This window comes from Streptomyces sp. NPDC004327 (genome assembly GCF_042873935.1).
Classification (GTDB): domain Bacteria; phylum Actinomycetota; class Actinomycetes; order Streptomycetales; family Streptomycetaceae; genus Streptomyces.
This window is the reverse complement of record NZ_JBIAME010000008.1, coordinates 79,302-102,113: the sequence shown is the minus strand read 5'-3', so window position 1 is coordinate 102,113 and position 22,812 is coordinate 79,302. Positions and strand designations below refer to the sequence as shown.

Here is a 22,812-nt window from a genome sequence, read left to right as displayed (position 1 = left end):
TCCACTGGTGTGGGGCGCTCCACTCTCGTGTGGGGTGCCCGGCTTCCCACCGGTCCGTATCCGACAGTTCGACATCCGAGGTGACGTAGGCGTGGCTCTTCCGCCCCTTACCCCTGAACAGCGCGCAGCCGCGCTCGAAAAGGCCGCCGCGGCTCGCCGGGAGCGGGCCGAGGTCAAGAATCGACTCAAGCACTCCGGCGCCTCGCTCCACGAGGTCATCAAGCAGGGCCAGGAGAACGACGTCATCGGCAAGATGAAGGTCTCCGCCCTGCTCGAGTCCCTGCCGGGCGTGGGCAAGGTCCGCGCCAAGCAGATCATGGAGCGTCTCGGAATCTCCGAGAGCCGTCGTGTGCGTGGTCTCGGTTCCAACCAGATCGCCTCCCTGGAGCGCGAGTTCGGCGGCGCCGGCGCCTGAGTGCGCCCCGGCGGCAGCACCGGGCCGGGACCGCGCGTCCCGGGCACCCCGGTGAAGCTGGAATAATCGCTGCATGGCAGCAGAGGTACGTCCGCGGCTGACCGTGCTCTCCGGCCCCTCCGGGGTGGGGAAGAGCACGGTCGTCGCTCATATGCGCAAGGTCCACCCCGAGGTCTGGCTCTCGGTGTCGGCCACGACACGGAAGCCGAGGCCCGGCGAGAAGCACGGCGTCCAGTACTTCTTCGTCACGGACGACGAGTTCGACAAGCTGATCGCCAACGGCGAGCTGCTGGAGTGGGCCGAGTTCGCGGGCAACCGCTACGGCACCCCGCGCCGCGCGGTGCTCGACCGTCTGGATGCCGGCGAGCCCGTACTCCTGGAGATCGACCTCCAGGGCGCGCGTCAGGTGAAGGAGTCCATGGGCGAGGCCCAGCTGGTCTTCCTCGCCCCGCCGAGCTGGGACGAGCTGGTCCGCCGGCTCACCGGCCGCGGCACCGAGTCGCCCGAGGTCATCGAGCGCCGGCTCGACGCGGCGAAGATCGAGCTCGCGGCCGAGTCGGAGTTCGACACCACGCTCGTCAACACCTCGGTCGAGGACGTCGCGCGTGAGCTGCTAACGTTGATGCACGTTGTCTGATCTTTTATCCATCACGATCCGTGATCGGATATCCATCTTCGGAAGGTAGAGCGTGTCCTCTTCCATCACCGCGCCCGAGGGCATCATCAACCCGCCGATCGACGAGCTGCTCGAAGCGACGGACTCCAAGTACAGCCTCGTGATCTACGCCGCCAAGCGCGCGCGCCAGATCAACGCGTACTACTCGCAGCTGGGCGAGGGCCTGCTCGAGTACGTCGGTCCGCTCGTCGACACCCACGTCCACGAGAAGCCGCTCTCGATCGCGCTGCGCGAGATCAACGCGGGCCTGCTGACCTCCGAGGCCATCGAGGGCCCGGTCCAGTAAGCACCCTGCACGACCGACCTCAGGCCCGGCGGAACATCCGCCGGGCCTGTGGTGTCTCATGGAGACGTATCGCGTGGAACGCATCGCGGGTACGTACGCATCCGAGCCGTCAGGGGAGCAGTGACAGTGGCCAAGCCGAAGGTCGTCCTGGGCGTGAGCGGCGGCATCGCCGCCTACAAGGCGTGCGAGCTGCTGCGCCGGCTCACCGAGTCCGGGCACGACGTCCGCGTCGTCCCGACCGACTCCGCCCTGCACTTCGTCGGCGCGGCCACCTGGTCCGCCCTCTCCGGCAACCCCGTCTCCACCGAGGTCTGGGAGTCCGTCCACGAGGTCCCGCACGTCCGCATCGGCCAGGCCGCCGACCTCGTCGTGGTCGCCCCCGCCACCGCCGACATGCTGGCCAAGGCCGCCCACGGCCTCGCCGACGACCTGCTCACCAACACGCTCCTCACCGCGCGCTGTCCGGTGGTCTTCGCCCCGGCCATGCACACCGAGATGTGGGAGCACCCCGCCACCCAGGAGAACGTGGCCACGCTGCGCCGCCGAGGCGCCGTGGTCATCGAGCCCGCCGTCGGCCGACTCACCGGCGTCGACACCGGCAAGGGCCGGCTGCCCGACCCGGGCGAGATCTTCGAGATCTGCCGCCGGATCCTGGCCCGCGGGGTCGAGGCGCCCGACCTGGCCGGCCGCCACGTCGTCGTCAGCGCCGGCGGCACCCGCGAACCTCTCGACCCGGTCCGCTACCTGGGCAACCGCTCCTCCGGCAAGCAGGGCTACGCCCTCGCCAAGGCCGCCGCGGCACGCGGCGCCCGGGTCACCCTGATCGAGGCGAACACCGGGCTGCCCGACCCGGCGGGCGTCGACGTGGTCCGCGTCGGCACCGCGATCCAGCTCCGCGAGGCCGTCCTGAAGGCCGCGGCGGACGCCGACGCGGTCGTGATGGCCGCGGCGGTGGCCGATTTTCGCCCTGCCTCCTACGCGACCGGAAAGATCAAGAAGACCGACGACGGCGGCGCGCCCACCATCGAGCTGGTCCGCAACCCCGACATCCTCGCGGAGATCTCCGCGGAGCGCGCCCGGCCCGGCCAGGTCGTCGTCGGCTTCGCCGCGGAGACGGACGACGTGCTCGCCAACGGGCGCCTGAAGCTCCGCCGAAAGGGCTGTGACCTGCTGGTCGTCAACGAGGTGGGGGAGCGCAAGACCTTCGGCTCGGAGGAGAACGAGGCCGTGGTCCTCGCCGCCGACGGTGCCGAGACCCCCGTGCCGTACGGCCCGAAGGAAGCCCTCGCGGAGACGGTCTGGGACCTCGTGGTGCCCCGCCTGCGTGCCATGGAGGGGTGAATTCCGCACCAACGCGGCACGGCGTGGGCGCTACGCCGGGCTGACGACGAGAAACCCCGCACAGTCGGACAAAAGGCCAGGTCTGCGGCCTGATCATCATGCGGTTCAAGGTCAATTACCGCACAGATCACGCTATCGCTCGCCAGGGACCTGGCCATCTGCCCGATCGTGCCCGATAGACTGTTCTCGGAACGTCGCGGGGCGCAGCCCCCTGCCGGTCCGCAATCGATAGCCAGCAGCCGCTGCAACCCCAGGGAGCGTTGTGTCCCGTCGACTGTTCACCTCGGAGTCCGTGACCGAGGGTCACCCCGACAAGATCGCTGACCAGATCAGCGACACCATCCTCGACGCGCTGCTCAAGGAGGACCCCACCTCCCGCGTCGCCGTCGAGACGCTGATCACCACCGGCCTCGTGCACGTCGCCGGTGAGGTCACCACCAAGGCGTGGGCGGACATCCCGACCCTCGTGCGCGGCAAGATCCTCGAGATCGGGTACGACTCCTCGAAGAAGGGCTTCGACGGCGCGTCCTGCGGCGTCTCGGTCTCCATCGGGTCGCAGTCCCCGGACATCGCCCAGGGTGTCGACAGCGCCTACGAGGCGCGCGTCGAGGGCGACGAGGACGAGCTCGACAAGCAGGGCGCCGGTGACCAGGGCCTGATGTTCGGCTACGCGTCGGACGAGACCCCGGAGCTCATGCCGCTCCCGATCTACCTGGCGCACCGCCTCTCGCGCCGCCTGACCGAGGTCCGCAAGAACGGCACCATCCCGTACCTGCGCCCCGACGGCAAGACCCAGGTCACCATCGAGTACGACGGCGACAAGGCCGTCCGTCTCGACACGGTCGTCGTCTCCTCGCAGCACGCCTCGGACATCGACCTCGAGTCGCTGCTCGCGCCCGACATCCGCGAGTTCGTCGTCGAGCACGTCCTCAAGGAGCTCGTCGAGGACGGCATCAAGCTCGACACCGACGGCTACCGCCTCCTGGTGAACCCGACCGGCCGCTTCGAGATCGGCGGCCCGATGGGCGACGCCGGCCTCACCGGCCGCAAGATCATCATCGACACCTACGGCGGCATGGCCCGCCACGGCGGCGGCGCCTTCTCCGGCAAGGACCCGTCGAAGGTCGACCGCTCGGCCGCCTACGCCATGCGCTGGGTCGCCAAGAACGTCGTCGCCGCGGGCCTCGCCTCCCGCTGCGAGGTCCAGGTCGCGTACGCGATCGGCAAGGCCGAGCCCGTCGGCCTCTTCGTCGAGACCTTCGGCACCAACACGGTCGACACGGACAAGATCGAGCACGCCATCGCCGAGGTCTTCGACCTCCGCCCGGCCGCGATCATCCGCGACCTCGACCTGCTCCGCCCGATCTACGCCCAGACCGCCGCCTACGGCCACTTCGGCCGCGAGCTGCCGGACTTCACCTGGGAGCGCACGGACCGCGTGGACGCGCTGAAGAAGGCCGCCGGCCTGTAAGCAGCACACTGCTCGCACGTACGAAGGCCCGACACCCTGGGGGTGCCGGGCCTTCGGCGTCCCTGCCGCACTGTCGGTGGCGTCTGGTAGGTATGGGGCTGTGAGCAGCGAGAACGAGAAGTCCGCGGGGGAGCCGGGGCCGGCCGGGCAGCCGGAGGCCGAGCAGCTCGCGTTCATCCGGGAGAGCGTGCGGAAGGCGAAGGTGCCGCGGGCGAAGCCGCGGACGTGGCGGGGGGCCGCGCTGGCGAAGGAGTTGCCGGTGGCGCGGGTCGTGGTGAACAAGGGCGTGCTGCATCTCGACCAGTTCTTCGACTACGCGGTGCCCGAGGAGCTGGACGAGGCCGCGCAGCCGGGCGTGCGGGTGCGGGTGCGGTTCGGGGCCGGGGCGCATCAGGTGCGGGGCGGGCGGCGCGAGGGCGGGCGGCTGATCGACGGGTTCCTCGTGGAGCGGCGCGCCGCGTCGGACTACGCCGGGCCGCTGGCCGCGCTCGCCGACGTCGTCTCGCCCGAACCGGTCCTCGGGCCGGAGCTGCTCGGGCTCGCGCGGGCGGTCGCCGACCGGTACGCGGGGAGCCTCGCCGACGTGCTCCAGCTCGCCGTACCGCCGCGCAACGCGAGCGCCGAGCGCAAGCCCTCGCCCGCACCGCTGCCGCCGCCCCCCGCGCCCGAGGCCGGCAGCTGGGCGCGGTACGAGCGCGGGGCCGCGTTCCTGGAGTCGCTGGCGCGCGGCGGGGCGCCCCGGGCCGTGTGGAACGCGCTGCCCGGGCCGCACTGGGCCGAGGAGATCGCCCGGGCCGTCGCCGCGACCCTCGCCTCCGGGCGCGGCGCGCTCGTCGTCGTCCCCGACGGCCGGGCCGCCGCCCGCGTCGACGCGGCCCTCACCGCCCTGCTCGGCGAGGGCCGGCACGCCGTGCTCACCGCCGAGGCCGGCCCCGAGAAGCGGTACGGACAGTGGCTCGCCGTCCGGCGCGGCGCGGTGCGCGCCGTCGTCGGCACTCGGGCGGCCATGTTCGCGCCCGTGCGCGACCTCGGGCTCGCCGTCATCTGGGACGACGGCGACTCCAGCCACAGCGAGCCCCACGCCCCCCAGCCGCACGCCCGTGACGTGCTGCTCCTGCGCGCCGCCCACGACCGCTGCGCCTTCCTGCTCGGCTCCACCAGCTGCACCGTCGAGGCCGCCCAGCTCGTCGAGTCCGGCTGGGCCCAGCCCCTGCTGCCGGCCCGCGACCAGGTGCGGACGGCCGCCCCGCTGATCCGTACCGTCGGCGACACCGACCTCGCCCGCGACGAGGCCGCCCGCGCCGCCCGGCTGCCCACCCTCGCCTGGCAGGTGGTGCGCGAGGGACTGAAGACCGGCCCCGTGCTCGTACAGGTGCCGCGCCGGGGCTACGTACCGAGGCTGGCGTGCGAGCGCTGCCGCACGCCCGCCCGCTGCCGGCACTGCTCCGGGCCCCTGGAGGCCCCCGAGCAGCAGGAGCTGCACTGCGGCTGGTGCGGAAAGGGCGCGCCCGACTGGCACTGCGTGACCTGCGGGGCGAACCGGCTGCGCGCCCAGGTCGTCGGCGCCCGGCGCACGGCGGAGGAGCTGGGCCGGGCGTTCCCGGCCGTGCCCGTACGGACGTCCGGACGCGACCACGTCCTCGACCGCGTCCCCGGCCGCCCCGCCCTGGTCGTCAGCACCCCCGGCGCCGAACCGGTCGCCGACGGCGGTTACGCGGCCGCGCTGCTCCTCGACGGCTGGGCCATGCTCGGCCGCCCCGACCTGCGGGCCGGCGAGGAGGCGCTGCGCCGCTGGATCGACGCGGCCTCCCTCGTCCGGGGCCAGGGCGACGGCGGCACCGTGGTGGTCGTCGCCGAGCCGACCCTGCGGCCCGTGCAGGCCCTCGTCCGCTGGGACCCCGTCGGTCACGCCCAGCGCGAGCTCGCCGAGCGGGCCGAGCTGGGCTTCCCGCCCGTCTCCCGGATGGCGGCCGCCTCCGGCCCGCCCGACGCCCTCGCGGCCTTCCTGGCCGCCACCGAACTGCCCCCCGACGCCGAGATCCTGGGCCCCGTCCCGCTCCCCGTCACCCGCCCCGGCGGCCCCCGTCGCCCCGGCGACACCCCACCGGGCGAGCAGTGGGAGCGGGCCCTGATCCGCGTCCCGCCGGGCAGCGGCGCGGCCCTGGCCACCGCCCTGAAGAACGCCCGGGCGGGCCGCCTGGCGCGGGGCGGCGGGGAGCCGGTGCGGGTGCGGGTGGACCCGCCGGACATCGGCTGAGGGAAGGGCGCAAGCACGGCAGGGCGCGAGGGCGGAGGCGCGGCAGGGCGGAGGGACGGCAGGGCGGAAGGGCGGAGGTGCGGCGCTCAAGGCGCAGCGCCTGAGGTGGTGCCCAGCGCCCCGGGGCGGTGTGCCCAGCGCCTGAAGCTGTGGGACGCGCGTGAGCTGTGGGAGCCGTGCGACGAGCACGATGCGTGCGACGCGCACCACGCGCACCACGCGTGAAAGGCCGCCCGCAGGGGCGGGCGGCCTTCACCGGATGCGTCGGACCCGCTGCCGCAGGTCCGCCGCGGTCAGCCGTTGCGCGGCGCCGGGAACGCCGGCGGGCGCTGCTCCTCGCGGAGCGCCCGGCTGCCCGCGGTCGGCTGCGGCGGCATGCTGCGGGCCGGCGGGACGACCGGCAGTGTGCGGGTCGCGCCCTCGTCCGGCGTGCGGTCCGGCTCCAGCGCGCCGCCCGGCTGCGGGGCGCGGCGCGAGCCGTAACGGCGGTGCACCGCCTGCTTGGTGACTCCGAGCGCGGAGCCCACCGCGTCCCACGAGAACCCGAGCGAGCGGTCGAAGTCGACGGCCGCCGTCACCAGGGTTTCGACGCTGTCCCGCAGTTCCTGGGCGAGACGGACGGTCGGGGCGGGTGCGCGCCCGTAGACGACGAAGCCCGTCGAAGGGGCGGAGCGGCGAGGGCGGTAGACATTGCCCAGCTGGGCCGTCAGCGTGCGCAGTGCGTCCACCTGCCGCCGGACCCGCTCGATGTCCCGCACGAGCAGGTGCAGACTTGCCCGGGCCTGGGCGTCGTGGGTTGCGTGGTCGGCCATGGATGAGCCTCTCGAACCGGCGTGAAAAGGGGCGGGTCGCTGGGGGACGGCGGCCCGTTTCGGTCAATCTCCTTTGACCAACGCGCCACGAGGAGTTGGGTCACGCTGCGGGGGCGTATACGCATATGCGCGGAGCGCTCGTCCTCGCGTACGCCCCCCGACCGCCGGCGGCCGTCCCGCACCACCCCTGACCGGCCCCGATCGGCCCCCGCACCCCGCTCGGGCCCGTCGGGCCTAGACTGGTGCGCTGCCCTCCTGCACGCTCTCGGCTCCGCCCGAGCGGGGAGGTGCCCCATCGCCCCGAGATACGAGGTTTTCGCGCGTGAAGCTCGTCTTCGCCGGCACCCCCGAGGTCGCCGTACCCGCCCTGGACGCCCTGCTCGCCTCCGGGCGGCACGAGGTGGCCGCCGTCGTCACCCGGCCCGACGCCCCCGCGGGCCGCGGCCGGCGGCTCGTCGCGAGCCCCGTCGCCGAGCGCGCGGCGGAGGCCGGCATCGAGGTCCTGAAGCCGGAGCGGCCGCGCGACGAGGCGTTCCTGGCCCGGCTGCGGGAGATCGCGCCGGACTGCTGCCCGGTCGTCGCGTACGGCGCGCTGCTGCCCCGCGTCGCCCTCGACATCCCGACCCACGGCTGGGTCAACCTGCACTTCTCGCTGCTGCCCGCGTGGCGCGGGGCCGCGCCCGTGCAGCACTCGATCATGGCCGGCGACGAGGTGACCGGCGCGTCCACCTTCCAGATCGAGGAGGGCCTGGACTCCGGCCCGGTGTACGGGGTCGTCACCGAGGACATCCGCCCCACCGACACCAGCGGTGACCTGCTCACCCGGCTCGCCTTCGCGGGCGCCGGGCTGCTCGCCGCCACCATGGACGGCATCGAGGACGGCGCCCTCAAGGCCGTCCCGCAGCCCGCCGACGGCATCACCCTCGCGCCGAAGATCCAGGTCGAGGACGCCCACGTCGACTTCACCACGCCGGCCCTCCGCGTCGACCGCGTCATCCGCGGCTGCACCCCGGCCCCCGGCGCCTGGACCCTCTTCCGCGGCGAGCGCCTGAAGCTCATCCAGGCCGCCCTCCTCCCCGACCGCACCGACCTCGCCCCCGGCGAGCTCGCCGTCGGCAAGAACAACGTCCACGTCGGCACCGGCTCCCACGCCGTCGAACTGCTCTGGGTCCAGCCGCAGGGCAAGAAGCCGATGAAGGCGGCGGACTGGGCGCGCGGCGTCCGCATCGCGGCGGGCGAGCGGGTCGGAGCGTAGGGACGCCGATGCTCCCGCTGCCCGACGGGTCCTGGTGGGAGTGCACGGTCCTCGGGTGCGACGGCAGCCGGCTCACCCTGGCTGCCGGCCTCTGCTGCTGCTACCCGGCGCCGTAGGGCTACGCTGAGAGGGGCCGGCGCGGGTCGTCCGGCCCTCATCGGCCGCTCTTCATCAGCCGGTCGTCATCAGCGAATCCTTCTCACGACCATTTCTCACGATCATTTCTCACGATCACTTCTCACGCGGAGCACCTTTGAGCGAGCAGGCACGTCGTCGTGCGCCCCAGCCCTCCACCGGCAAGGCCCCCAGGCCCCACCGCCGGCCCAAGAAGGATCCCGTGCGGATCCTCGCGTTCGAGGTGCTGCGGGCCGTGGACGAGCGGGACGCGTACGCGAACCTGGTGCTGCCGCCGCTGCTGAAGAAGGCGCGGGAGAAGAACGAGGGGTTCGACGGGCGGGACGCGGCACTGGCGACCGAGCTGGTGTACGGGACGCTGCGGCGGCAGGGGACGTACGACGCGATCATCGCGGCGTGCGTGGACCGGCCGCTGCGGGAGGTCGACCCGCCGGTGCTCGACGTGCTGGCGCTCGGGGCGCACCAGCTGCTCGGGACGCGGATCCCGACCCACGCCGCCGTCTCGGCGACCGTGGAGCTGGCGCGAGTGGTGCTCGGCGACGGGCGGGCCAAGTTCGTGAACGCCGTGCTGCGCAAGATCGCGCAGGACGACTTCGACACGTGGGTGGCGCGGGTCGCGCCGCCGTACGACGAGGACGCCGAGGACCACCTCGCGGTCGTCCACTCGCACCCCCGCTGGGTGGTGTCCGCGCTCTGGGACGCGCTCGGCGGCGGCCGGGCCGGCATCGAGGCGCTGCTCGCGGCCGACAACGAGCGGCCCGAGGTCACCCTGGTCGCCCGCCCCGGCCGCGCCACCGTCGGCGAGCTGGCCGAGGCCGCCGAGACCGAGCCCGGCCGCTGGTCCCCGTACGCGCTGCGGATGGCCGAGGGCGGCGATCCCGGCACCATCGAGGCCGTACGGGAGAGCCGGGCCGGCGTCCAGGACGAGGGCAGCCAGCTCGTGGCCATCGCCCTCGCCAACGCCCCGCTCGACGGCCCCGACGCCCGCTGGCTGGACGGCTGCGCCGGCCCCGGCGGCAAGGCGGCCCTGCTCGGCGCCCTCGCCGCCGAGCGCGGCGCCGCGCTGCTCGCCTCCGAGAAGCAGCCGCACCGCGCCCGGCTCGTCGAGCGCGCGCTGGCCGGCAACCCCGGCCCGTACCAGGTCATCGCCGCCGACGGCACCCGTCCGCCGTGGGGCGAGGGCAGCTTCGACCGGGTCCTGATGGACGTGCCCTGCTCCGGGCTCGGCGCGCTGCGCCGCCGTCCCGAGGCCCGCTGGCGCCGCCGGCCCGGCGACCTCGACGGCTTCGCCCCGCTCCAGCGCGGCCTGCTCACCGAGGCGCTGCGGGCGGTCAGGGTCGGCGGCGTGGTCGGCTACGCGACCTGCTCCCCGCACCTGGCCGAGACCCGGATCGTCGTCGACGACGTCCTGAAGAAGGTCGGCGGCGCCGAGCTGATCGACGCCCGCCCGCTGCTGCCCGGCGTGAGCGACCTCGGCGACGGTCCCGACGTCCAGCTGTGGCCGCATCTGCACGGCACGGACGCCATGTATCTGGCGCTGATCCGCCGTACCGCCTGACCCCACGGCGCCTCCGGGACGGCCCGGAGGCGCCGTGGAGGCGATGCGGAAGGGATGTGGAGGTGACTCCGAAGGGGAGTTTTCACCTGGTCTGTACCAGTACGCTCGGTACCCCCTAGGATTCAAACTCCGCAGCGGCAAAGAAGTCCTCAAGAACATGGCAGGCTTGGCACATGGCGCAGATCAATCCCAGCATCCTGTCCGCGGACTTCGCCCGGCTCGCCGATGAGGCGAAGGCGGTCGACGGGGCCGACTGGCTGCACGTCGACGTGATGGACAACCACTTCGTGCCCAACCTGACGCTGGGCGTGCCGATCGTGGAGTCGCTGGCCCGGGCCACCGACACTCCGCTCGACTGCCATCTGATGATCGAGGACCCGGACCGCTGGGCCCCGCAGTACGTGGAGGCCGGCGCCGGTTCCGTCACCTTCCACGTGGAGGCCGCGGCCGCGCCCGTACGCCTGGCCCGGGAGATCCGCGCCAAGGGTGCCAGGGCGTCGATGGCGCTCAAGCCGGCCACGCCCATCGAGCCGTTCGAGGACCTGCTGCCCGAGCTGGACATGCTGCTGATCATGACGGTCGAGCCCGGCTTCGGCGGTCAGGCGTTCCTCGACATCATGCTGCCGAAGATCCGCCGCACCCGTGAGCTGATCTCCAAGCACGGTCTGGAGATGTGGCTCCAGATCGACGGCGGCGTCTCCGAGTCCACCATCGAGCGGTGCGCCGAGGCCGGCGCGGACGTCTTCGTGGCCGGTTCCGCCGTCTACGGGGCCGCCGACCCGGCCGCCGCGGTCCGCTCCCTGCGGGCCAAGGCCGAGGCGGCGAGCGCCTCGGCCGCGTGGGCGTGTGGCCACTGAGCCTCCACTGACCCACCGGCACGTGAACGCGGCCCGTCGGGCCGCCGACACGGCCGTTCAGGACCCGCCGGATCTGACAGGATGAACAGTGGGTCCAGAGTGTGAACAGCACCAGGAACAGCAGTAGCACTGGCAACACCAGGAGCAGCAGCCGCACCGGCTGCGTCAGCAGCACCAGCAGCACCAAGCAGGACCAGCACATGAAGCGCGGCAGCGGTACGTGAACAGCAGTGAGGAGATCGCGGTGGCGGGTATGTCGGCGGGACGGTCAGCCCTGCGGATGGGACCCGCGGAGCTCGTGCAGGCGGCGGCCATGGCCCGCCGTTTCTACCTCGAGGGCAAGTCCAAGATCCAGATCGCCGAGGAGTTCGGCGTGAGCCGCTTCAAGGTGGCCCGGGTCCTGGAGACCGCCCTGGAGCGCGACCTCGTGCGCATCGAGATCCGCGTGCCGGCCGAGCTGGACGCCGAGCGCTCCGACGCGCTCCGCGCCCGCTACGGCCTGCGTCATGCCGTCGTCGTGGAGTCTCCGGCGGACGGCGAGGAAGAGTCGCCCGACCCGGAGAACCTCGGCGAGGTCGCGGCCGACCTGCTCGGCGAGCTGGTCACCGAGGGCGACGTGCTCGGCCTCGCCTGGGGCCGTTCCACGATCCACATGGCGGCCGCCCTCGACCGGCTGCCGCCCTGTACGGTCGTGCAGCTCACGGGTGTGTACGACGCGGGCACGGCCGAGCGCGGCTCGGTCGAGGCCGTCCGGCGGGCCGCCCAGGTCTCCGGCGGCGAGGCGCACCCGATCTACGCGCCGATGCTGCTGCCCGACGCCGCCACGGCGAACGCGCTGCGCAGCCAGACCGGCATCGCCCGCGCCTTCGAGTACTTCGACAAGGTGACGGTCGCCTGCGTGTCCATCGGCTCCTGGGAGCCGGGCATCTCCACCGTCCACGACATGCTGTCGGAGGACGAGCGCGCCCACTACGCCTCGCTGGGCGTCGCCGCCGAGATGTCCGCGCACCTCTTCGACGCGGAGGGCCGCCGGGTCGGCCGCGACCTGGGCGAGCGCTGCATCACCGTCGAGGCGGACCGGCTGCGCCGGATCCCCGAGGTCGTCGCGATCGCCGGGGGCCACCGCAAGGCGGCGGCGATCGGCGCGGTGCTCCGCTCCGGCCTCGTCACGAGCCTGGTGACCGACCGCTCGGCCGCCGATTACCTCCTGACCGAGTTCAGCCCGGGCCCCCGCCCGGCCCTCGACCGCGCGGACCCGGACGGCATCTGAGCAGAGGCCCGGCAGGGGCCGGCCGGGCGCGTGAGGCGGGCTCGGCGTGAGGCCGGCCGGGCGTAGGCCTGCCGGGCCCGAGGCGGGCCTGACGCCGGGCGGAATCCTGGGCGAGGCCGGCCGGCGCGAGGCCGGTCTGACGCCGTGCGGGACCGGTGCGAGGCCGGGCCCTGTGCGGGGTCGGCCCAGACGCGGCCGGTCCGCCTTACTCCCGTCCCGTCCCGTCGTTTTATCTCGTCCCGGCCTCGTCCCGGCCTCGTCCCGGCCTCGTCCCGTCCCGTCCCCGCCCCTCCCCGCGGCGTGCCCCCGGCGCCGTCCCCGTGCCCCGATGACAGCATCGGGGCATGTTTTCTCGATGCGCCCGGTTCGGGCTCGCCCTGCTGGCCGGGCTTTCGCTGCTCCTGACGGGATGTTCCGGCGGCGGGGCCAGTACCGACTCGGCCACCCCGTCCCGTACGACGGCAGCGGCCTCCGCTCCCTCGGTCGCCCCCTCCGCCCGCTCCGGGCTTCCCACCGTCCGTGAGTCCCGGCTGCCCGCCGAGGCGCGCAAGACGCTCGTCCTCATCAGGGCCGGCGGGCCCTTCCCGTACGCCAAGGACGGCACGGTCTTCTCGAACTTCGAGCGCGTGCTGCCGCAGCACAAGCGTGGCTACTACCACGAGTACACGGTCAGGACCCCGGGCGAGCGCGACCGCGGGGCCCGGCGGCTGGTCACCGGCGGGGACGGGGAGATCTACTACACGGACGACCACTACGCGAGCTTCCGGGAGGTGGTCGGAGGATGAGGATCGACGACGCGGTGCTCCTGGACCTGCGCGAGGTCGTGGACAAGACCGGCTTCATGAACCGCTGTGCGCGCGTGCTCCCGCTCCCCGCCTGGTTCGGGCGCAACTGGGACGCGCTCGCCGACGGCCTCACGGACATGCGCCGGCCCATGGCCATCGTGGTGACGGGCTGGCAGGCTTATGCCGAGGCCGCACCGGACGAGTGGGCCGTCGCCCAGGACGTGTTCTCGGCGGCGGTCGACGCGAGCCCGGCGGGCCTCGCGGTCCTGCTCTCGCTCGGCGGCCGGCCCGCCGTTTTGGAGGATCCGACAGGCACCTCCGCGTCAGGCTCGGATGTTCCGTCCCCTCCGCCCCCGGCACCCCCCGTGGGAGAATGAACTACGTGCTTTTTCCCCTGGCTGAAATGCCTAGGGGCCGATCCGAACGACTGGGATGTCAGCACGTGCGTTTCCTCAATGACGTCAAGCCGCCGTACGACCTCACGTACGACGATGTGTTCATGGTGCCGAGCCGCTCGGCCGTGGGCTCCCGCCAGGCCGTGGACCTCTCCTCGCCCGACGGGACCGGTACGACGATCCCGCTGGTCGTCGCCAACATGACCGCCATCGCCGGCCGCCGCATGGCCGAGACCGTCGCCCGTCGTGGCGGCCTGGTCGTCATTCCCCAGGACATCCCGATCGACGTCGTCACCGACGTCATCGCCTGGGTGAAGTCCCGCCACCTGGTCCTGGACACCCCGATCGTCCTGGAGCCCCACCAGACCGTCGCCGACGCGCTCTCGCTGCTGCCCAAGCGCGCGCACGACGCCGGTGTCGTCGTCGACGAGAACCGCCGCCCGGTGGGCGTCGTCACCGACGCCGACCTGTCCGGCGTGGACCGCTTCACCCAGCTGTCCGAGGTCATGTCCAAGGACCTGCTGCTGCTCGACGCCGACATCGAGCCGCGCGAGGCGTTCAACACCCTCGACGCCGCCAACCGCCGCTACGCCCCGGCCGTCGACGCCGACGGCAAGCTCGTCGGCATCCTCACCCGCAAGGGCGCGCTGCGCGCGACCCTCTACACGCCCGCGGTGGATGCCAGCGGCCGGCTGCGCATCGCCGCCGCCGTCGGCATCAACGGCGACGTGGCGGGCAAGGCCAAGCTGCTGCTCGACGCGGGCGTGGACACGCTCGTGATCGACACCGCGCACGGCCACCAGGAGTCGATGATCAGCGCGATCAGGACCGTCCGGGCGCTCGACCCGCAGGTCGCGATCGTGGCCGGCAACATCGTCGCCGCCGAGGGCGTCAAGGACCTGATCGACGCCGGCGCGGACATCATCAAGGTCGGTGTGGGCCCCGGCGCCATGTGCACCACCCGCATGATGACCGGCGTGGGCCGCCCGCAGTTCTCGGCCGTCCTGGAGTGCGCCGCCGAGGCGCGGAAGTACGGCAAGCACGTGTGGGCCGACGGCGGTGTCCGTCACCCGCGCGACGTCGCCATGGCGCTGGCCGCCGGTGCGTCCAACGTGATGATCGGCTCCTGGTTCGCCGGCACCTACGAGTCCCCGGGCGACCTCCAGCACGACGCCAAGGGCCGCGCCTACAAGGAGTCCTTCGGCATGGCCTCGGCCCGCGCCGTGAAGAACCGGACCTCCGACGAGTCCTCTTACGACCGCGCCCGCAAGGCGCTGTTCGAGGAGGGCATCTCCACCTCCCGGATGTTCCTCGACCCGCAGCGTCCGGGCGTCGAGGACCTGATCGACTCGATCATCGCCGGTGTCCGCTCCTCCTGCACCTACGCCGGCGCGTCCTCGCTCGCCGAGTTCGAGGAGAAGGCCGTCGTGGGCATCCAGTCCGCGGCCGGTTACGCGGAGGGCAAGCCGCTGCACGCCAGCTGGAGCTAGTCGCCGGACCGCCGAACCGCCGAAACGTATCGGCGGCAGGCGGCGGCAGGCCGAGGGCCCCCGGGAAATGTTCCCCGGGGGCCCTCGGCGTTCCCCTGCGGTCGCTCCACGGACCCCGTGGGCCGTACGCGGCACGGACCAGGGCCGTACCGTACCGACGGATGGGTCCCTGCCGGTGACTGCCCGGATTCCCGGGGTCCCGGAGTCGCGGAGTTCAACGGTCTGGACGTACGGGCGGAGCTGCGCGGACAGGCCGGGCGGCCCGCCCCGCCCAGCCCGCCGCCCGCAGCGCCCCCGCCACCGCCGCCGCGATCCGCGCATGGCCGCGGTCGTCGGGGTGCAGGCCGTCGGCGAGGTCCTCGGGGCCGAGCAGCGGGCGTCCGGGCAGCAGGGCGAGGCGGGTGTCGCCGGCCGCCATCAGGTCCCGTACGGCCTCCTCCATGGCCGTACGGAGCTCCGCGAGGGTGGCGCCCAGGGCGTTGCCGCTGTGTTCGGCCGCCGGGCGCAGTACCGGGGAGAGCAGCAGCAGCGGGGTGTCCGGGTGGCCGCGGCGGACCAGGGCGACGAAGGCCCGGGTGGTCTCGTGCAGCAGCGGTGCCGAACTGGGCACGGCGGCCCAGCAGTTGGTGCCGAAGGCGAGGGTGATCAGGGCGCCGGGCAGGCGGGCGAGGTGCTCCGCCAGCGCGAGCTCGCCGCGCGCCCCGCCCGCGTAGCCGAGGTTCACCGGATCGAGGCCGAGCGCCCGGCCGGCCACCGCGGGCCAGGCGTGCGCGGGGCGGGTCGCCCACCAGCCCTCGGTGATCGAGTCGCCGTGCACGAGCCAGCGCGGGCGGCGCGGCGCGGGGGAGAGGGCGCCGCCGCGCGAGGGGCGCAGGCCGAGCACCAGCGGCCGCTGCCCTTCCGGCAGATGGATGGTGAACTCACCTCCGCCGGGCGGGAGTTCGATGCGCACGGTGGCCTGCTCGGCGGGCTCCGCGAACACCTCCGCGAGACAGCGCCCGCCCCGCCAGAGCGCGAAGCCGTGCCGCAGCGCCCGCAGTGGATCGCCGGGCCCGGGCACGGCCGCCCGGTAGCGCAGCTCCACCGCCCGGGTGCCGGGCGCGGCCGTGAACTCCAGGCGCACCCCGACGGGCAGCGCGGCCCGCTCGGCGACGTCCCAGGGCAGCCGTGCCAGGTCGGCCGGATCGGCCCGTACGGAGCGGCCGGCGCGGTCCCGCCAGGCCGTGCCGCGCAGAAAGGGTTCGGGCTCCAGCCAGGGCGCCTGCCGACTCATGGGGACCTCCGATCGGGCGGGTGCGAGATGGCGCGCAGCGTGGGTCGGACGCCTTCAGGAGTCAAGGGGCGCGACGGGCCGCTTCATGCCCCCGATGTGTCGATTCATGCGGCAGCGCGCAATGTTTCCCCGTCTGTGCCCGAAGCGCGCAATGATCATCTGGCAGTGCGCAACAACCCTGCATTACGAGTGCGAAGCTCCAACCCTTAGGCTCATGCCCCGTACCAGGAGTGGCGGCGACCGCCTGCTCGGCGGTTCCCCCCTTTCCCGTGGGCTTGCTTTGGCATGCCCGCGCACCGCCGCGGTCCCCGCTCGTCCCCCATGGCAGCGATAAGGAGCCCCCGCAGTGCTTGACCACGGCGCAGCCCCGCCCGTCGAGGACACGTCCGTCCCGACCGCCCGTACGTCCTTTGGGCTCTCCGCCCTGATCCGCCGCAAGCCGGTGGAAAGCCTGGTCGCGGAGGGTGGTCAGGGTGAGGGCGGCTCGCTCCGCCGCTCGCTCGGCATGTGGCAGCTGACCATGATCAGCATCGGTGCGACGCTCGGCACCGGCATTTTCGTGGTGCTCGGCTCCGCGGTCCCGAAGGCGGGTCCGGCCGTCACGCTCTCCTTCGTCATCGCCGGTCTCACGGCGCTCTTCTCGGCCCTCTCGTACGCCGAGCTGGCCGGCTCGATCCCGGTCGCGGGTTCCTCGTACTCGTACGCGTACGCAACGATGGGCGAACTCGTCGCCTGGGTCTGCGGCTGGTGCCTGGTCCTGGAGTACGGCGTCTCGGTCGCCGCGGTGGCGGTCGGCTGGGGCGAGTACCTCAACGAGCTGCTCGACGGCACCATCGGCGTCACCATCCCCGACGTGCTGTCGTCGGCCCCCGGCGAGGGCGGCATCATCAACCTGCCGGGCCTCATCGTCGTGCTGCTCGCCATGGTGTTCCTGCTCGGCGGCGCCCGTGAGTCCGCCGTCGTCAACACGATCATGGTCGCCGTGAAGATCGCCGCGCTCGTGCTCTTCTGCGCCATCGGCTTCATGGGCTTCAAGTCCGGCAACTACAAGGACTTCATGCCGCTCGGCATGAGCGGCGTCGGCGCCGCCAGCGCCAGCCTCTTCTTCTCCTACATCGGCTTCGACGCCGCCTCCACGGCCGGCGAGGAGGCCAAGAACCCCAAGCGCGACCTGCCGCGGGCGATCATGCTCTCGCTGCTCATCGTCACCGTCCTCTACGTGCTCGTCGCCGCCGTCGCGGTCGGTGCCTGGCACTGGAAGGACTTCGCGGGCTCCGAGGCCACCCTGGCGGCGATCATGAACGACGTCACCGGGCAGACCTTCTGGGGCACCATGCTCGCCGCCGGCGCCGTCATCTCCATCGCGAGCGTCGTCCTCACCGTCCTCTACGGCCAGACCCGCGTCCTCTTCGCGATGTCCCGCGACGGCCTGGTGCCGAAGGTCTTCGGCAAGGTCAGCGCCAAGACCGGCACCCCGCGCGTCAACACGGTGATCGTCTCCCTGTTCTGCGCGATCCTCGCCTCGGTCATCCCGCTGGGCAAGCTCGTCGACGCCACCAGCATCGGCACCCTCTTCGCCTTCGGTCTGGTCAACATCGCGGTGATCGTGCTCCGCTTCACCCGTCCCGACATGCCGCGCACCTTCAAGGTGGCGTTCGGGCCGGTCTTCCCGGTGCTCGGCTTCATCTTCTGCGCGTACAACATGTTCAGCCTCGACACCGTGACCTGGGTGGTCTTCGGTTGCTGGATGGCCGCGGGACTCGTGTTCTACTTCCTGTACGGCATGCGCCGCTCCCGACTGGCCACGGCCACGGCCGACGCTCAGGCCCTGGCAGAGGCCCCTGCAGAGAAGTGATCCACCCGTAGTGCGACTCAACGACCTCGACGAACGCATCGTCCACGCCCTCGCGGAAGACGCCCGCCGCAGCTACGCCGACATCGGCTCGCTGGTCGGTCTCTCCGCGCCCGCCGTGAAACGGCGCGTGGACCGCCTCAGGGCCGAGGGCGCCATCACCGGCTTCACCGTACGGGTGGACCCGGCGGCGCTCGGCTGGGAGACGGAGGGGTTCGTCGAGATCTACTGCCGCCACAACACCTCGCCGGAGGACATCCGGCGAGGCCTGGAGCGGTATCCCGAGGTGGTGTCCGCGTCGACCGTCACCGGTGACGCGGACGCCGTCGTCCAGGTCTTCGCCTCCGACATGCGCCACTTCGAGCGCGTCCTGGAGCGGATCGCGGGCGAGCCGTTCGTGGAGCGGACCAAGTCCGTCCTCGTGCTCTCGCCGCTGCTGCGGCGGTTCTCCTCGGGCTCGCCCGCGTAGGGCCTTCTCGTCCGCCAGGAAGGGCGGACCGCCCACCCCCGTGGGGCGGTCCGCCCTTCCCGCGTTCTCACTGCGTCGGGTAGTCGAGGATCCACGGCAGCACGTGGAAGTCACCCGTGCCCTCCTTGACCTTCTCGAAGGGCGGCGCGGTCTGGCACTTCGGGACGTCACCCTTCTGCGGGTCCTGGGTCAGCCAGCTGTAGCCGAGCCGGTCGTGCGTCCCGAGGTCGTTCACCGAGACGCCGACCCGGGCGCCCTTGAACTGCGCCACGTCGGTCTCGATGATCCGGCCCGTCACGACGGCCACCTTGCCTCCGGTGGCCAGGCAGTCCACCTGCGCCACCGCGTAGCCGCCCCAGTCGCCCTTGTAGTGGCTGAAGCGGAAGGTGCCGGTCGCGTTCTCCGGGTGGGTGTTGTCCTTCGCCGCCAGATGCGCGTCGAAGGTGAACGTGATGTCGTCCCCGGCCGGCCGGTACAGCTTGGCCGTGCCGGTCAGCGCGGCCGCCTCGCGCGGCCCCTTGCCCTCCCAGGTGCCGGACGCGGTGGCGGAGCCGGCCGCGCCCGCGGTGATCAGCAGGGCGGCGGCGACGGCGGCGATCCCCGTGCTGCGGGTCGTACGGCGGTTCAGGCGGAGGTTCATCTCTCGTGGTCCCTTTCGGCAGGTCGCCGGCCCCTCGACCGGACGACCACCACTCTTCCGGCCCGGCCCCGCCCGTACATCGCGCCCCGGAACGGTCCCCTTCTCCGCCACGCGGCGGAGCCCCGTCCTTCCGGCGGACGATCATGCTCCGGGACCGCGCGCAACGAATCGCCGCCGGGACGGGTGAGCGCGCAACGGTTCGACGGTCGGTCCGCAACGCTCCCGCCTTGTCCCGGACGAGCGCGAAACCGTACCGTTTTTGACGTCTTCCCCCTCAACTCCGACCTCCGAGGAACGCACATGCCCGCGCTGCGCACCGCCCTCCTCCAGAGCTCCGGCGAGCTCGGTGACGTGGCCGCCAACCTCAAGGTCCTCGACGAGGCCGCGGGCCGCGCGGCCGCCGCCGGCGCCGCCGTGCTGCTCGCCCCCGAGCTGTTCCTGACCGGCTACGCCATCGGCGACGCCATGGCCCGCCTGGCAGAGCCGGCCGACGGCCCCTCCGCCGAGGCCGTCGCCGCGATCGCCGCCCGCCACGGCCTGGCCGTCGGCTACGGCTACCCGGAGCGCGACACCGAGCGGCACGGCGTGATCTACAACTCCGCCCAGCTCTTCGGCCCCGACGGCACCCGGCTCCTCCACTACCGCAAGACGCACCTCTTCGGTGACTTCGAGGCCCAGTGGTTCACGCCCGGCGACCAGCCCGTCGTCCAGGCGGAGCTCGGCGGCCTCAAGGTCGGCCTGATGATCTGCTACGACGTCGAGTTCCCGGAGAACGTACGCGCGCACGCGCTGGCCGGCACCGAGCTCCTCCTCGTGCCCACCGCGCTGATGCACCCCGCCGAGATCATCCCGCTCTCCGTCGTCCCGGTCCGCGCCTTCGAGAACCAGCTCTACATCGCGTACGCCAACCGGACCGGCCCCGAGGGCGACTTCGAGTTCGTCGGCCTGTCCGTCCTGGCCGGCCCCGACGGCACCGCCCGGGCCCGCGCCGGGCGCGGCGAGGACCTGGTCCTCGGCGACGCCGACCCCGACTTCCTCGCGGCCTCGCGCGCGGAGAACCCCTATCTCCGCGACCGCCGCCCGGGCCTGTACGGCTCCCTCGTCTAGAGCCGTCCCCCGCCCGCCCCCGCCTCACCCCGCTTCGCGCAAGGAGTCCGTACCCCATGACGTCCACGGTGCCCACTGCCGTCCAGCACACCGACGGCCAGCCGCCGATCACCATGTTCGGTCCGGACTTCCCGTACGCCTACGACGACTTCCTGGCCCATCCGGCCGGCCTCGGCCAGGTCCCGGCCACCGAGCACGGCACCGAGGTCGCCATCATCGGCGGCGGCCTGTCCGGCATCATCGCCGCCTACGAGCTGATGAAGATGGGCCTGAAGCCCGTCGTCTACGAGGCCGACGAGATCGGCGGCCGGCTGCGCACCGTCGGCTTCGAGGGCCCGGAGACCGAGGGCCTGACCGCCGAGATGGGCGCCATGCGCTTCCCGCCCTCCTCCACGGCGCTCCAGCACTACATCGACCTCGTCGGCCTGACGACCCAGCCGTTCCCGAACCCGCTGGCCGAGGCCACCCCGTCGACCGTCGTCGACCTCAAGGGCGAGTCGCACTACGCCGAGACCATCGCCGACCTCCCGCAGGTCTACCGCGACGTCGCCGACGCGTGGAACAGGTGCCTCGACGAGGGCGCCGACTTCTCCGACATGAACCGCGCCATGCGCGAGCGCGACGTCCCGCGCATCCGCGAGATCTGGGCCAAGCTCGTCGAGAAGCTCGACAACCAGACCTTCTACGGCTTCCTCTGCGAGTCCGAGGCGTTCAAGTCCTTCCGGCACCGCGAGATCTTCGGCCAGGTCGGCTTCGGCACCGGCGGCTGGGACACCGACTTCCCGAACTCCATCCTGGAGATCCTGCGGGTCGTCTACACCGAGGCCGACGACCACCACCGCGGCATCGTCGGCGGCTCGCAGCAGCTGCCGCTGCGCCTGTGGGAGCGCGAGCCCGAGAAGATCGTGCACTGGGCGCAGGGCACCTCCCTGGCCACGCTGCACGAGAACGGGCAGCCGAAGGGCGCCGTCACCCGGCTGACCCGCGCCGCCGGCAACCGGATCACGGTCACCGACGCGTCCGGCGACATCCGCACGTACCAGGCGGCGATCTTCACCGCCCAGTCCTGGATGCTGCTCTCCAAGATCGCCTGTGACGACTCGCTCTTCCCGATCGACCACTGGACCGCGATCGAGCGCACCCACTACATGGAGTCCTCGAAGCTCTTCGTCCCGGTCGACCGGCCGTTCTGGCTGGACAAGGACGAGGAGACCGGCCGGGACGTCATGTCGATGACGCTGACCGACCGGATGACCCGCGGCACGTACCTCCTGGACGACGGCCCGGACAAGCCGGCCGTCATCTGCCTGTCGTACACGTGGTGCGACGACAGCCTGAAGTGGCTGCCGCTGTCCGCGAACGAGCGCATGGAGGTCATGCTCAAGTCGCTCGGCGAGATCTACCCGAAGGTCGACATCCGGAAGCACATCATCGGCAACCCGGTGACGGTCTCCTGGGAGAACGAGCCCTACTTCATGGGCGCCTTCAAGGCCAACCTGCCGGGCCACTACCGCTACCAGCGCCGCCTGTTCACGCACTTCATGCAGGACCGGCTGCCGGAGGACAAGCGGGGCATCTTCCTCGCGGGCGACGACATCTCGTGGACGGCCGGCTGGGCCGAGGGCGCGGTGCAGACGGCGCTCAACGCGGTGTGGGGCGTCATGCACCACTTCGGCGGCGCGACCGACGGCACCAACCCGGGCCCGGGCGACGTCTACGACGAGATCGCCCCGGTCGAGCTGCCGGAGGACTGACACCTCAGGGGCGTGCCAGTGGGGTGAGCAGCATCCGCCCCACCAGGCCGACCGACCGGTCGAGGCGTTCGGTGAACTCCTCGGCCAGGTCGGGCAGCCGCCGCAGCTGCCACAGCGAGCGGGCGGCGAGCCAGGCCCCGTCGCGGGCCCGGTCCAGGCTCCAGCAGCCGAGCAGATGCGTCAGCGGGTCCGCGACCTCCAGGAGGTCCGGGCCCGGCATCAGTTCGTCCCGGATGCGCTCCTCCAGGAGGACGAGGACGTCGCCGACCCGGTCGAACTCGTCCTCCAGGTCCTTCGGCGCGCAGTCGAGCGTCCGGCAGGTGTCGACGACCGCGAGCGCCAGGTCGTGGCCGATGTGCGCGTTGATCCCGGCCAGGGCGAACTGGAGCGGCCGTACGCCGGGATGGCGGCGGTAATGGAACAGCGGCCGCCAGCAGGCGGGCGCCGGGCAGCCGGTGGCGACGGCGTCGACCACCGCGAGATAGCGCTGGGCGAACCGCACGTCGAGGGTGGCGGCGGCCCTGCGGTCGGCGAAGGTGCCCGCCTCGATGGCCCGGCCGATCTCCTCGGTGACGGTCAGATAGACCCGGTTGAACACGGCGACCCCGTCGGCCGGATGCCAGGACGCGCGGAGCGTCCGCATCCGGTCCGCCACGGGGTCGACGGCCGTGAAGGGCCCGAGTCGGAGGTGCTGCGTCTGCGCCATGGGTGCAG

General features: G+C 72.8%; 22 protein-coding genes. 18 read left to right on the top strand and 4 right to left on the bottom strand.

The window, feature by feature from the left end; all coding sequences use genetic code 11:
• Window positions 1-91 precede the first annotated feature (91 nt).
• The 6 genes from ACFYU9_RS26540 (at window position 92) to ACFYU9_RS26515 (ending at window position 6,446) form a co-directional block, all read left to right on the top strand.
• Complete coding sequence (locus tag ACFYU9_RS26540; RefSeq protein WP_030493613.1) at window positions 92-415, top strand: integration host factor; 324 nt, start codon at window positions 92-94, stop codon at window positions 413-415.
• 73 nt (window positions 416-488) lie between these two features.
• The gene (gene gmk, locus ACFYU9_RS26535) at window positions 489-1,052 is read left to right on the top strand and encodes a guanylate kinase (RefSeq protein ID WP_389212921.1); all 564 of its coding nucleotides are present in this window, start codon (window positions 489-491) and stop codon (window positions 1,050-1,052) included.
• A 52-nt stretch (window positions 1,053-1,104) separates the two neighbouring features.
• Window positions 1,105-1,377, top strand: a complete 273-nt coding sequence (gene rpoZ / locus ACFYU9_RS26530) for a DNA-directed RNA polymerase subunit omega (protein ID WP_030810584.1) — start codon at window positions 1,105-1,107, stop codon at window positions 1,375-1,377.
• Between the two features lie 126 nt (window positions 1,378-1,503).
• A complete protein-coding gene (coaBC, locus tag ACFYU9_RS26525; RefSeq protein WP_389212923.1) occupies window positions 1,504-2,718 on the top strand; it encodes a bifunctional phosphopantothenoylcysteine decarboxylase/phosphopantothenate--cysteine ligase CoaBC in 1,215 nt (404 codons plus the stop codon).
• Window positions 2,719-2,980: 262 nt separating this feature from the next.
• A complete protein-coding gene (gene metK, locus ACFYU9_RS26520; protein WP_389212925.1) occupies window positions 2,981-4,189 on the top strand; it encodes a methionine adenosyltransferase in 1,209 nt (402 codons plus the stop codon).
• A gap of 100 nt (window positions 4,190-4,289) precedes the next feature.
• Window positions 4,290-6,446: a primosomal protein N' gene (locus ACFYU9_RS26515; RefSeq protein WP_389346284.1), complete on the top strand. Its 2,157-nt coding sequence runs from the start codon at window positions 4,290-4,292 to the stop codon at window positions 6,444-6,446.
• 293 nt (window positions 6,447-6,739) lie between these two features.
• Here ACFYU9_RS26515 and ACFYU9_RS26510 read toward each other — a convergent pair whose 3' ends face one another.
• A complete protein-coding gene (locus tag ACFYU9_RS26510) occupies window positions 6,740-7,258 on the bottom strand; it encodes a hypothetical protein (RefSeq protein WP_389212937.1) in 519 nt (172 codons plus the stop codon).
• 322 nt (window positions 7,259-7,580) lie between these two features.
• Between ACFYU9_RS26510 and fmt the strand changes: the two genes are divergently transcribed.
• From fmt to ACFYU9_RS26470, 8 genes are all read left to right on the top strand, one after another.
• The gene (gene fmt, locus ACFYU9_RS26505) at window positions 7,581-8,513 is read left to right on the top strand and encodes a methionyl-tRNA formyltransferase (protein WP_389212939.1); all 933 of its coding nucleotides are present in this window, start codon (window positions 7,581-7,583) and stop codon (window positions 8,511-8,513) included.
• Window positions 8,514-8,766: 253 nt separating this feature from the next.
• Window positions 8,767-10,206 (top strand): RsmB/NOP family class I SAM-dependent RNA methyltransferase, encoded by a 1,440-nt coding sequence (locus ACFYU9_RS26500; protein ID WP_389212941.1) that lies wholly within the window; start codon window positions 8,767-8,769, stop codon window positions 10,204-10,206.
• A 173-nt stretch (window positions 10,207-10,379) separates the two neighbouring features.
• Window positions 10,380-11,063 (top strand): ribulose-phosphate 3-epimerase, encoded by a 684-nt coding sequence (gene rpe / locus ACFYU9_RS26495; protein WP_389212943.1) that lies wholly within the window; start codon window positions 10,380-10,382, stop codon window positions 11,061-11,063.
• A 101-nt stretch (window positions 11,064-11,164) separates the two neighbouring features.
• Window positions 11,165-11,287: a hypothetical protein gene (locus ACFYU9_RS26490; RefSeq protein WP_389212945.1), complete on the top strand. Its 123-nt coding sequence runs from the start codon at window positions 11,165-11,167 to the stop codon at window positions 11,285-11,287.
• A complete protein-coding gene (locus ACFYU9_RS26485) occupies window positions 11,284-12,333 on the top strand; it encodes a sugar-binding transcriptional regulator (RefSeq protein ID WP_389212947.1) in 1,050 nt (349 codons plus the stop codon). The genes ACFYU9_RS26490 and ACFYU9_RS26485 overlap by 4 nt, the downstream gene beginning before the upstream one ends.
• A 344-nt stretch (window positions 12,334-12,677) precedes the next feature.
• On the top strand, window positions 12,678-13,118 hold the full coding sequence (locus tag ACFYU9_RS26480; protein WP_389212949.1) for a ribonuclease domain-containing protein: 441 nt from the start codon (window positions 12,678-12,680) through the stop codon (window positions 13,116-13,118).
• Window positions 13,115-13,495: a barstar family protein gene (locus ACFYU9_RS26475; protein WP_389346283.1), complete on the top strand. Its 381-nt coding sequence runs from the start codon at window positions 13,115-13,117 to the stop codon at window positions 13,493-13,495. Before ACFYU9_RS26480 ends, ACFYU9_RS26475 begins: the two co-directional genes overlap by 4 nt.
• Window positions 13,496-13,560: 65 nt before the next feature.
• Complete coding sequence (locus ACFYU9_RS26470) at window positions 13,561-15,003, top strand: GuaB1 family IMP dehydrogenase-related protein (protein ID WP_389212953.1); 1,443 nt, start codon at window positions 13,561-13,563, stop codon at window positions 15,001-15,003.
• Window positions 15,004-15,217: 214 nt separating this feature from the next.
• Here ACFYU9_RS26470 and ACFYU9_RS26465 read toward each other — a convergent pair whose 3' ends face one another.
• Window positions 15,218-16,276 carry a GDSL-type esterase/lipase family protein gene (locus tag ACFYU9_RS26465; RefSeq protein WP_389212955.1) on the bottom strand — a complete coding sequence of 353 codons (1,059 nt, stop codon included), beginning with the start codon at window positions 16,274-16,276 and terminating at the stop codon, window positions 15,218-15,220.
• A 346-nt stretch (window positions 16,277-16,622) separates the two neighbouring features.
• Between ACFYU9_RS26465 and ACFYU9_RS26460 the strand changes: the two genes are divergently transcribed.
• Together ACFYU9_RS26460 and ACFYU9_RS26455 are read left to right on the top strand one after the other, a co-directional pair.
• Window positions 16,623-18,131, top strand: coding sequence for an amino acid permease (locus ACFYU9_RS26460; RefSeq protein ID WP_389212957.1), 1,509 nt, complete (start codon window positions 16,623-16,625; stop codon window positions 18,129-18,131).
• A 10-nt stretch (window positions 18,132-18,141) separates the two neighbouring features.
• Window positions 18,142-18,597, top strand: coding sequence for an Lrp/AsnC family transcriptional regulator (locus ACFYU9_RS26455; RefSeq protein ID WP_030691274.1), 456 nt, complete (start codon window positions 18,142-18,144; stop codon window positions 18,595-18,597).
• Between the two features lie 67 nt (window positions 18,598-18,664).
• On the opposite strand, the gene ACFYU9_RS26450 is transcribed toward ACFYU9_RS26455, so the two are convergent.
• Entirely contained in the window at window positions 18,665-19,237 is a 573-nt protein-coding gene (locus ACFYU9_RS26450; RefSeq protein WP_389346282.1) for a Repetin, read from the bottom strand.
• A 300-nt stretch (window positions 19,238-19,537) separates the two neighbouring features.
• Here ACFYU9_RS26450 and ACFYU9_RS26445 point away from each other — a divergent pair, with 300 nt between their 5' ends.
• Both ACFYU9_RS26445 and ACFYU9_RS26440 read left to right on the top strand, forming a co-directional pair.
• Window positions 19,538-20,344 carry a carbon-nitrogen hydrolase family protein gene (locus ACFYU9_RS26445; protein WP_389212961.1) on the top strand — a complete coding sequence of 269 codons (807 nt, stop codon included), beginning with the start codon at window positions 19,538-19,540 and terminating at the stop codon, window positions 20,342-20,344.
• A gap of 56 nt (window positions 20,345-20,400) precedes the next feature.
• Window positions 20,401-22,098 carry a flavin monoamine oxidase family protein gene (locus ACFYU9_RS26440; RefSeq protein ID WP_389212963.1) on the top strand — a complete coding sequence of 566 codons (1,698 nt, stop codon included), beginning with the start codon at window positions 20,401-20,403 and terminating at the stop codon, window positions 22,096-22,098.
• Window positions 22,099-22,102: 4 nt separating this feature from the next.
• On the opposite strand, the gene ACFYU9_RS26435 is transcribed toward ACFYU9_RS26440, so the two are convergent.
• On the bottom strand, window positions 22,103-22,804 hold the full coding sequence (locus ACFYU9_RS26435; RefSeq protein WP_389212965.1) for a DUF5995 family protein: 702 nt from the start codon (window positions 22,802-22,804) through the stop codon (window positions 22,103-22,105).
• Window positions 22,805-22,812: the final 8 nt, after the last annotated feature.

Excerpts from the sequence above, each read along its gene's own strand:
- gmk (WP_389212921.1), top strand. The coding sequence starts at position 489 with ATGGCAGCAGAGGTACGTCCGCGGCTGACCGTGCTCTCCGGCCCCTCC.
- ACFYU9_RS26510 (WP_389212937.1), bottom strand. The coding sequence starts at position 7,258 with ATGGCCGACCACGCAACCCACGACGCCCAGGCCCGGGCAAGTCTGCAC.
- rpe (WP_389212943.1), top strand. The coding sequence starts at position 10,380 with ATGGCGCAGATCAATCCCAGCATCCTGTCCGCGGACTTCGCCCGGCTC.
- ACFYU9_RS26480 (WP_389212949.1), top strand. The coding sequence starts at position 12,678 with ATGTTTTCTCGATGCGCCCGGTTCGGGCTCGCCCTGCTGGCCGGGCTT.
- ACFYU9_RS26475 (WP_389346283.1), top strand. The coding sequence starts at position 13,115 with ATGAGGATCGACGACGCGGTGCTCCTGGACCTGCGCGAGGTCGTGGAC.
- ACFYU9_RS26465 (WP_389212955.1), bottom strand. The coding sequence starts at position 16,276 with ATGAGTCGGCAGGCGCCCTGGCTGGAGCCCGAACCCTTTCTGCGCGGC.
- ACFYU9_RS26450 (WP_389346282.1), bottom strand. The coding sequence starts at position 19,237 with ATGAACCTCCGCCTGAACCGCCGTACGACCCGCAGCACGGGGATCGCC.
- ACFYU9_RS26445 (WP_389212961.1), top strand. The coding sequence starts at position 19,538 with ATGCCCGCGCTGCGCACCGCCCTCCTCCAGAGCTCCGGCGAGCTCGGT.
- ACFYU9_RS26440 (WP_389212963.1), top strand. The coding sequence starts at position 20,401 with ATGACGTCCACGGTGCCCACTGCCGTCCAGCACACCGACGGCCAGCCG.
- ACFYU9_RS26435 (WP_389212965.1), bottom strand. The coding sequence starts at position 22,804 with ATGGCGCAGACGCAGCACCTCCGACTCGGGCCCTTCACGGCCGTCGAC.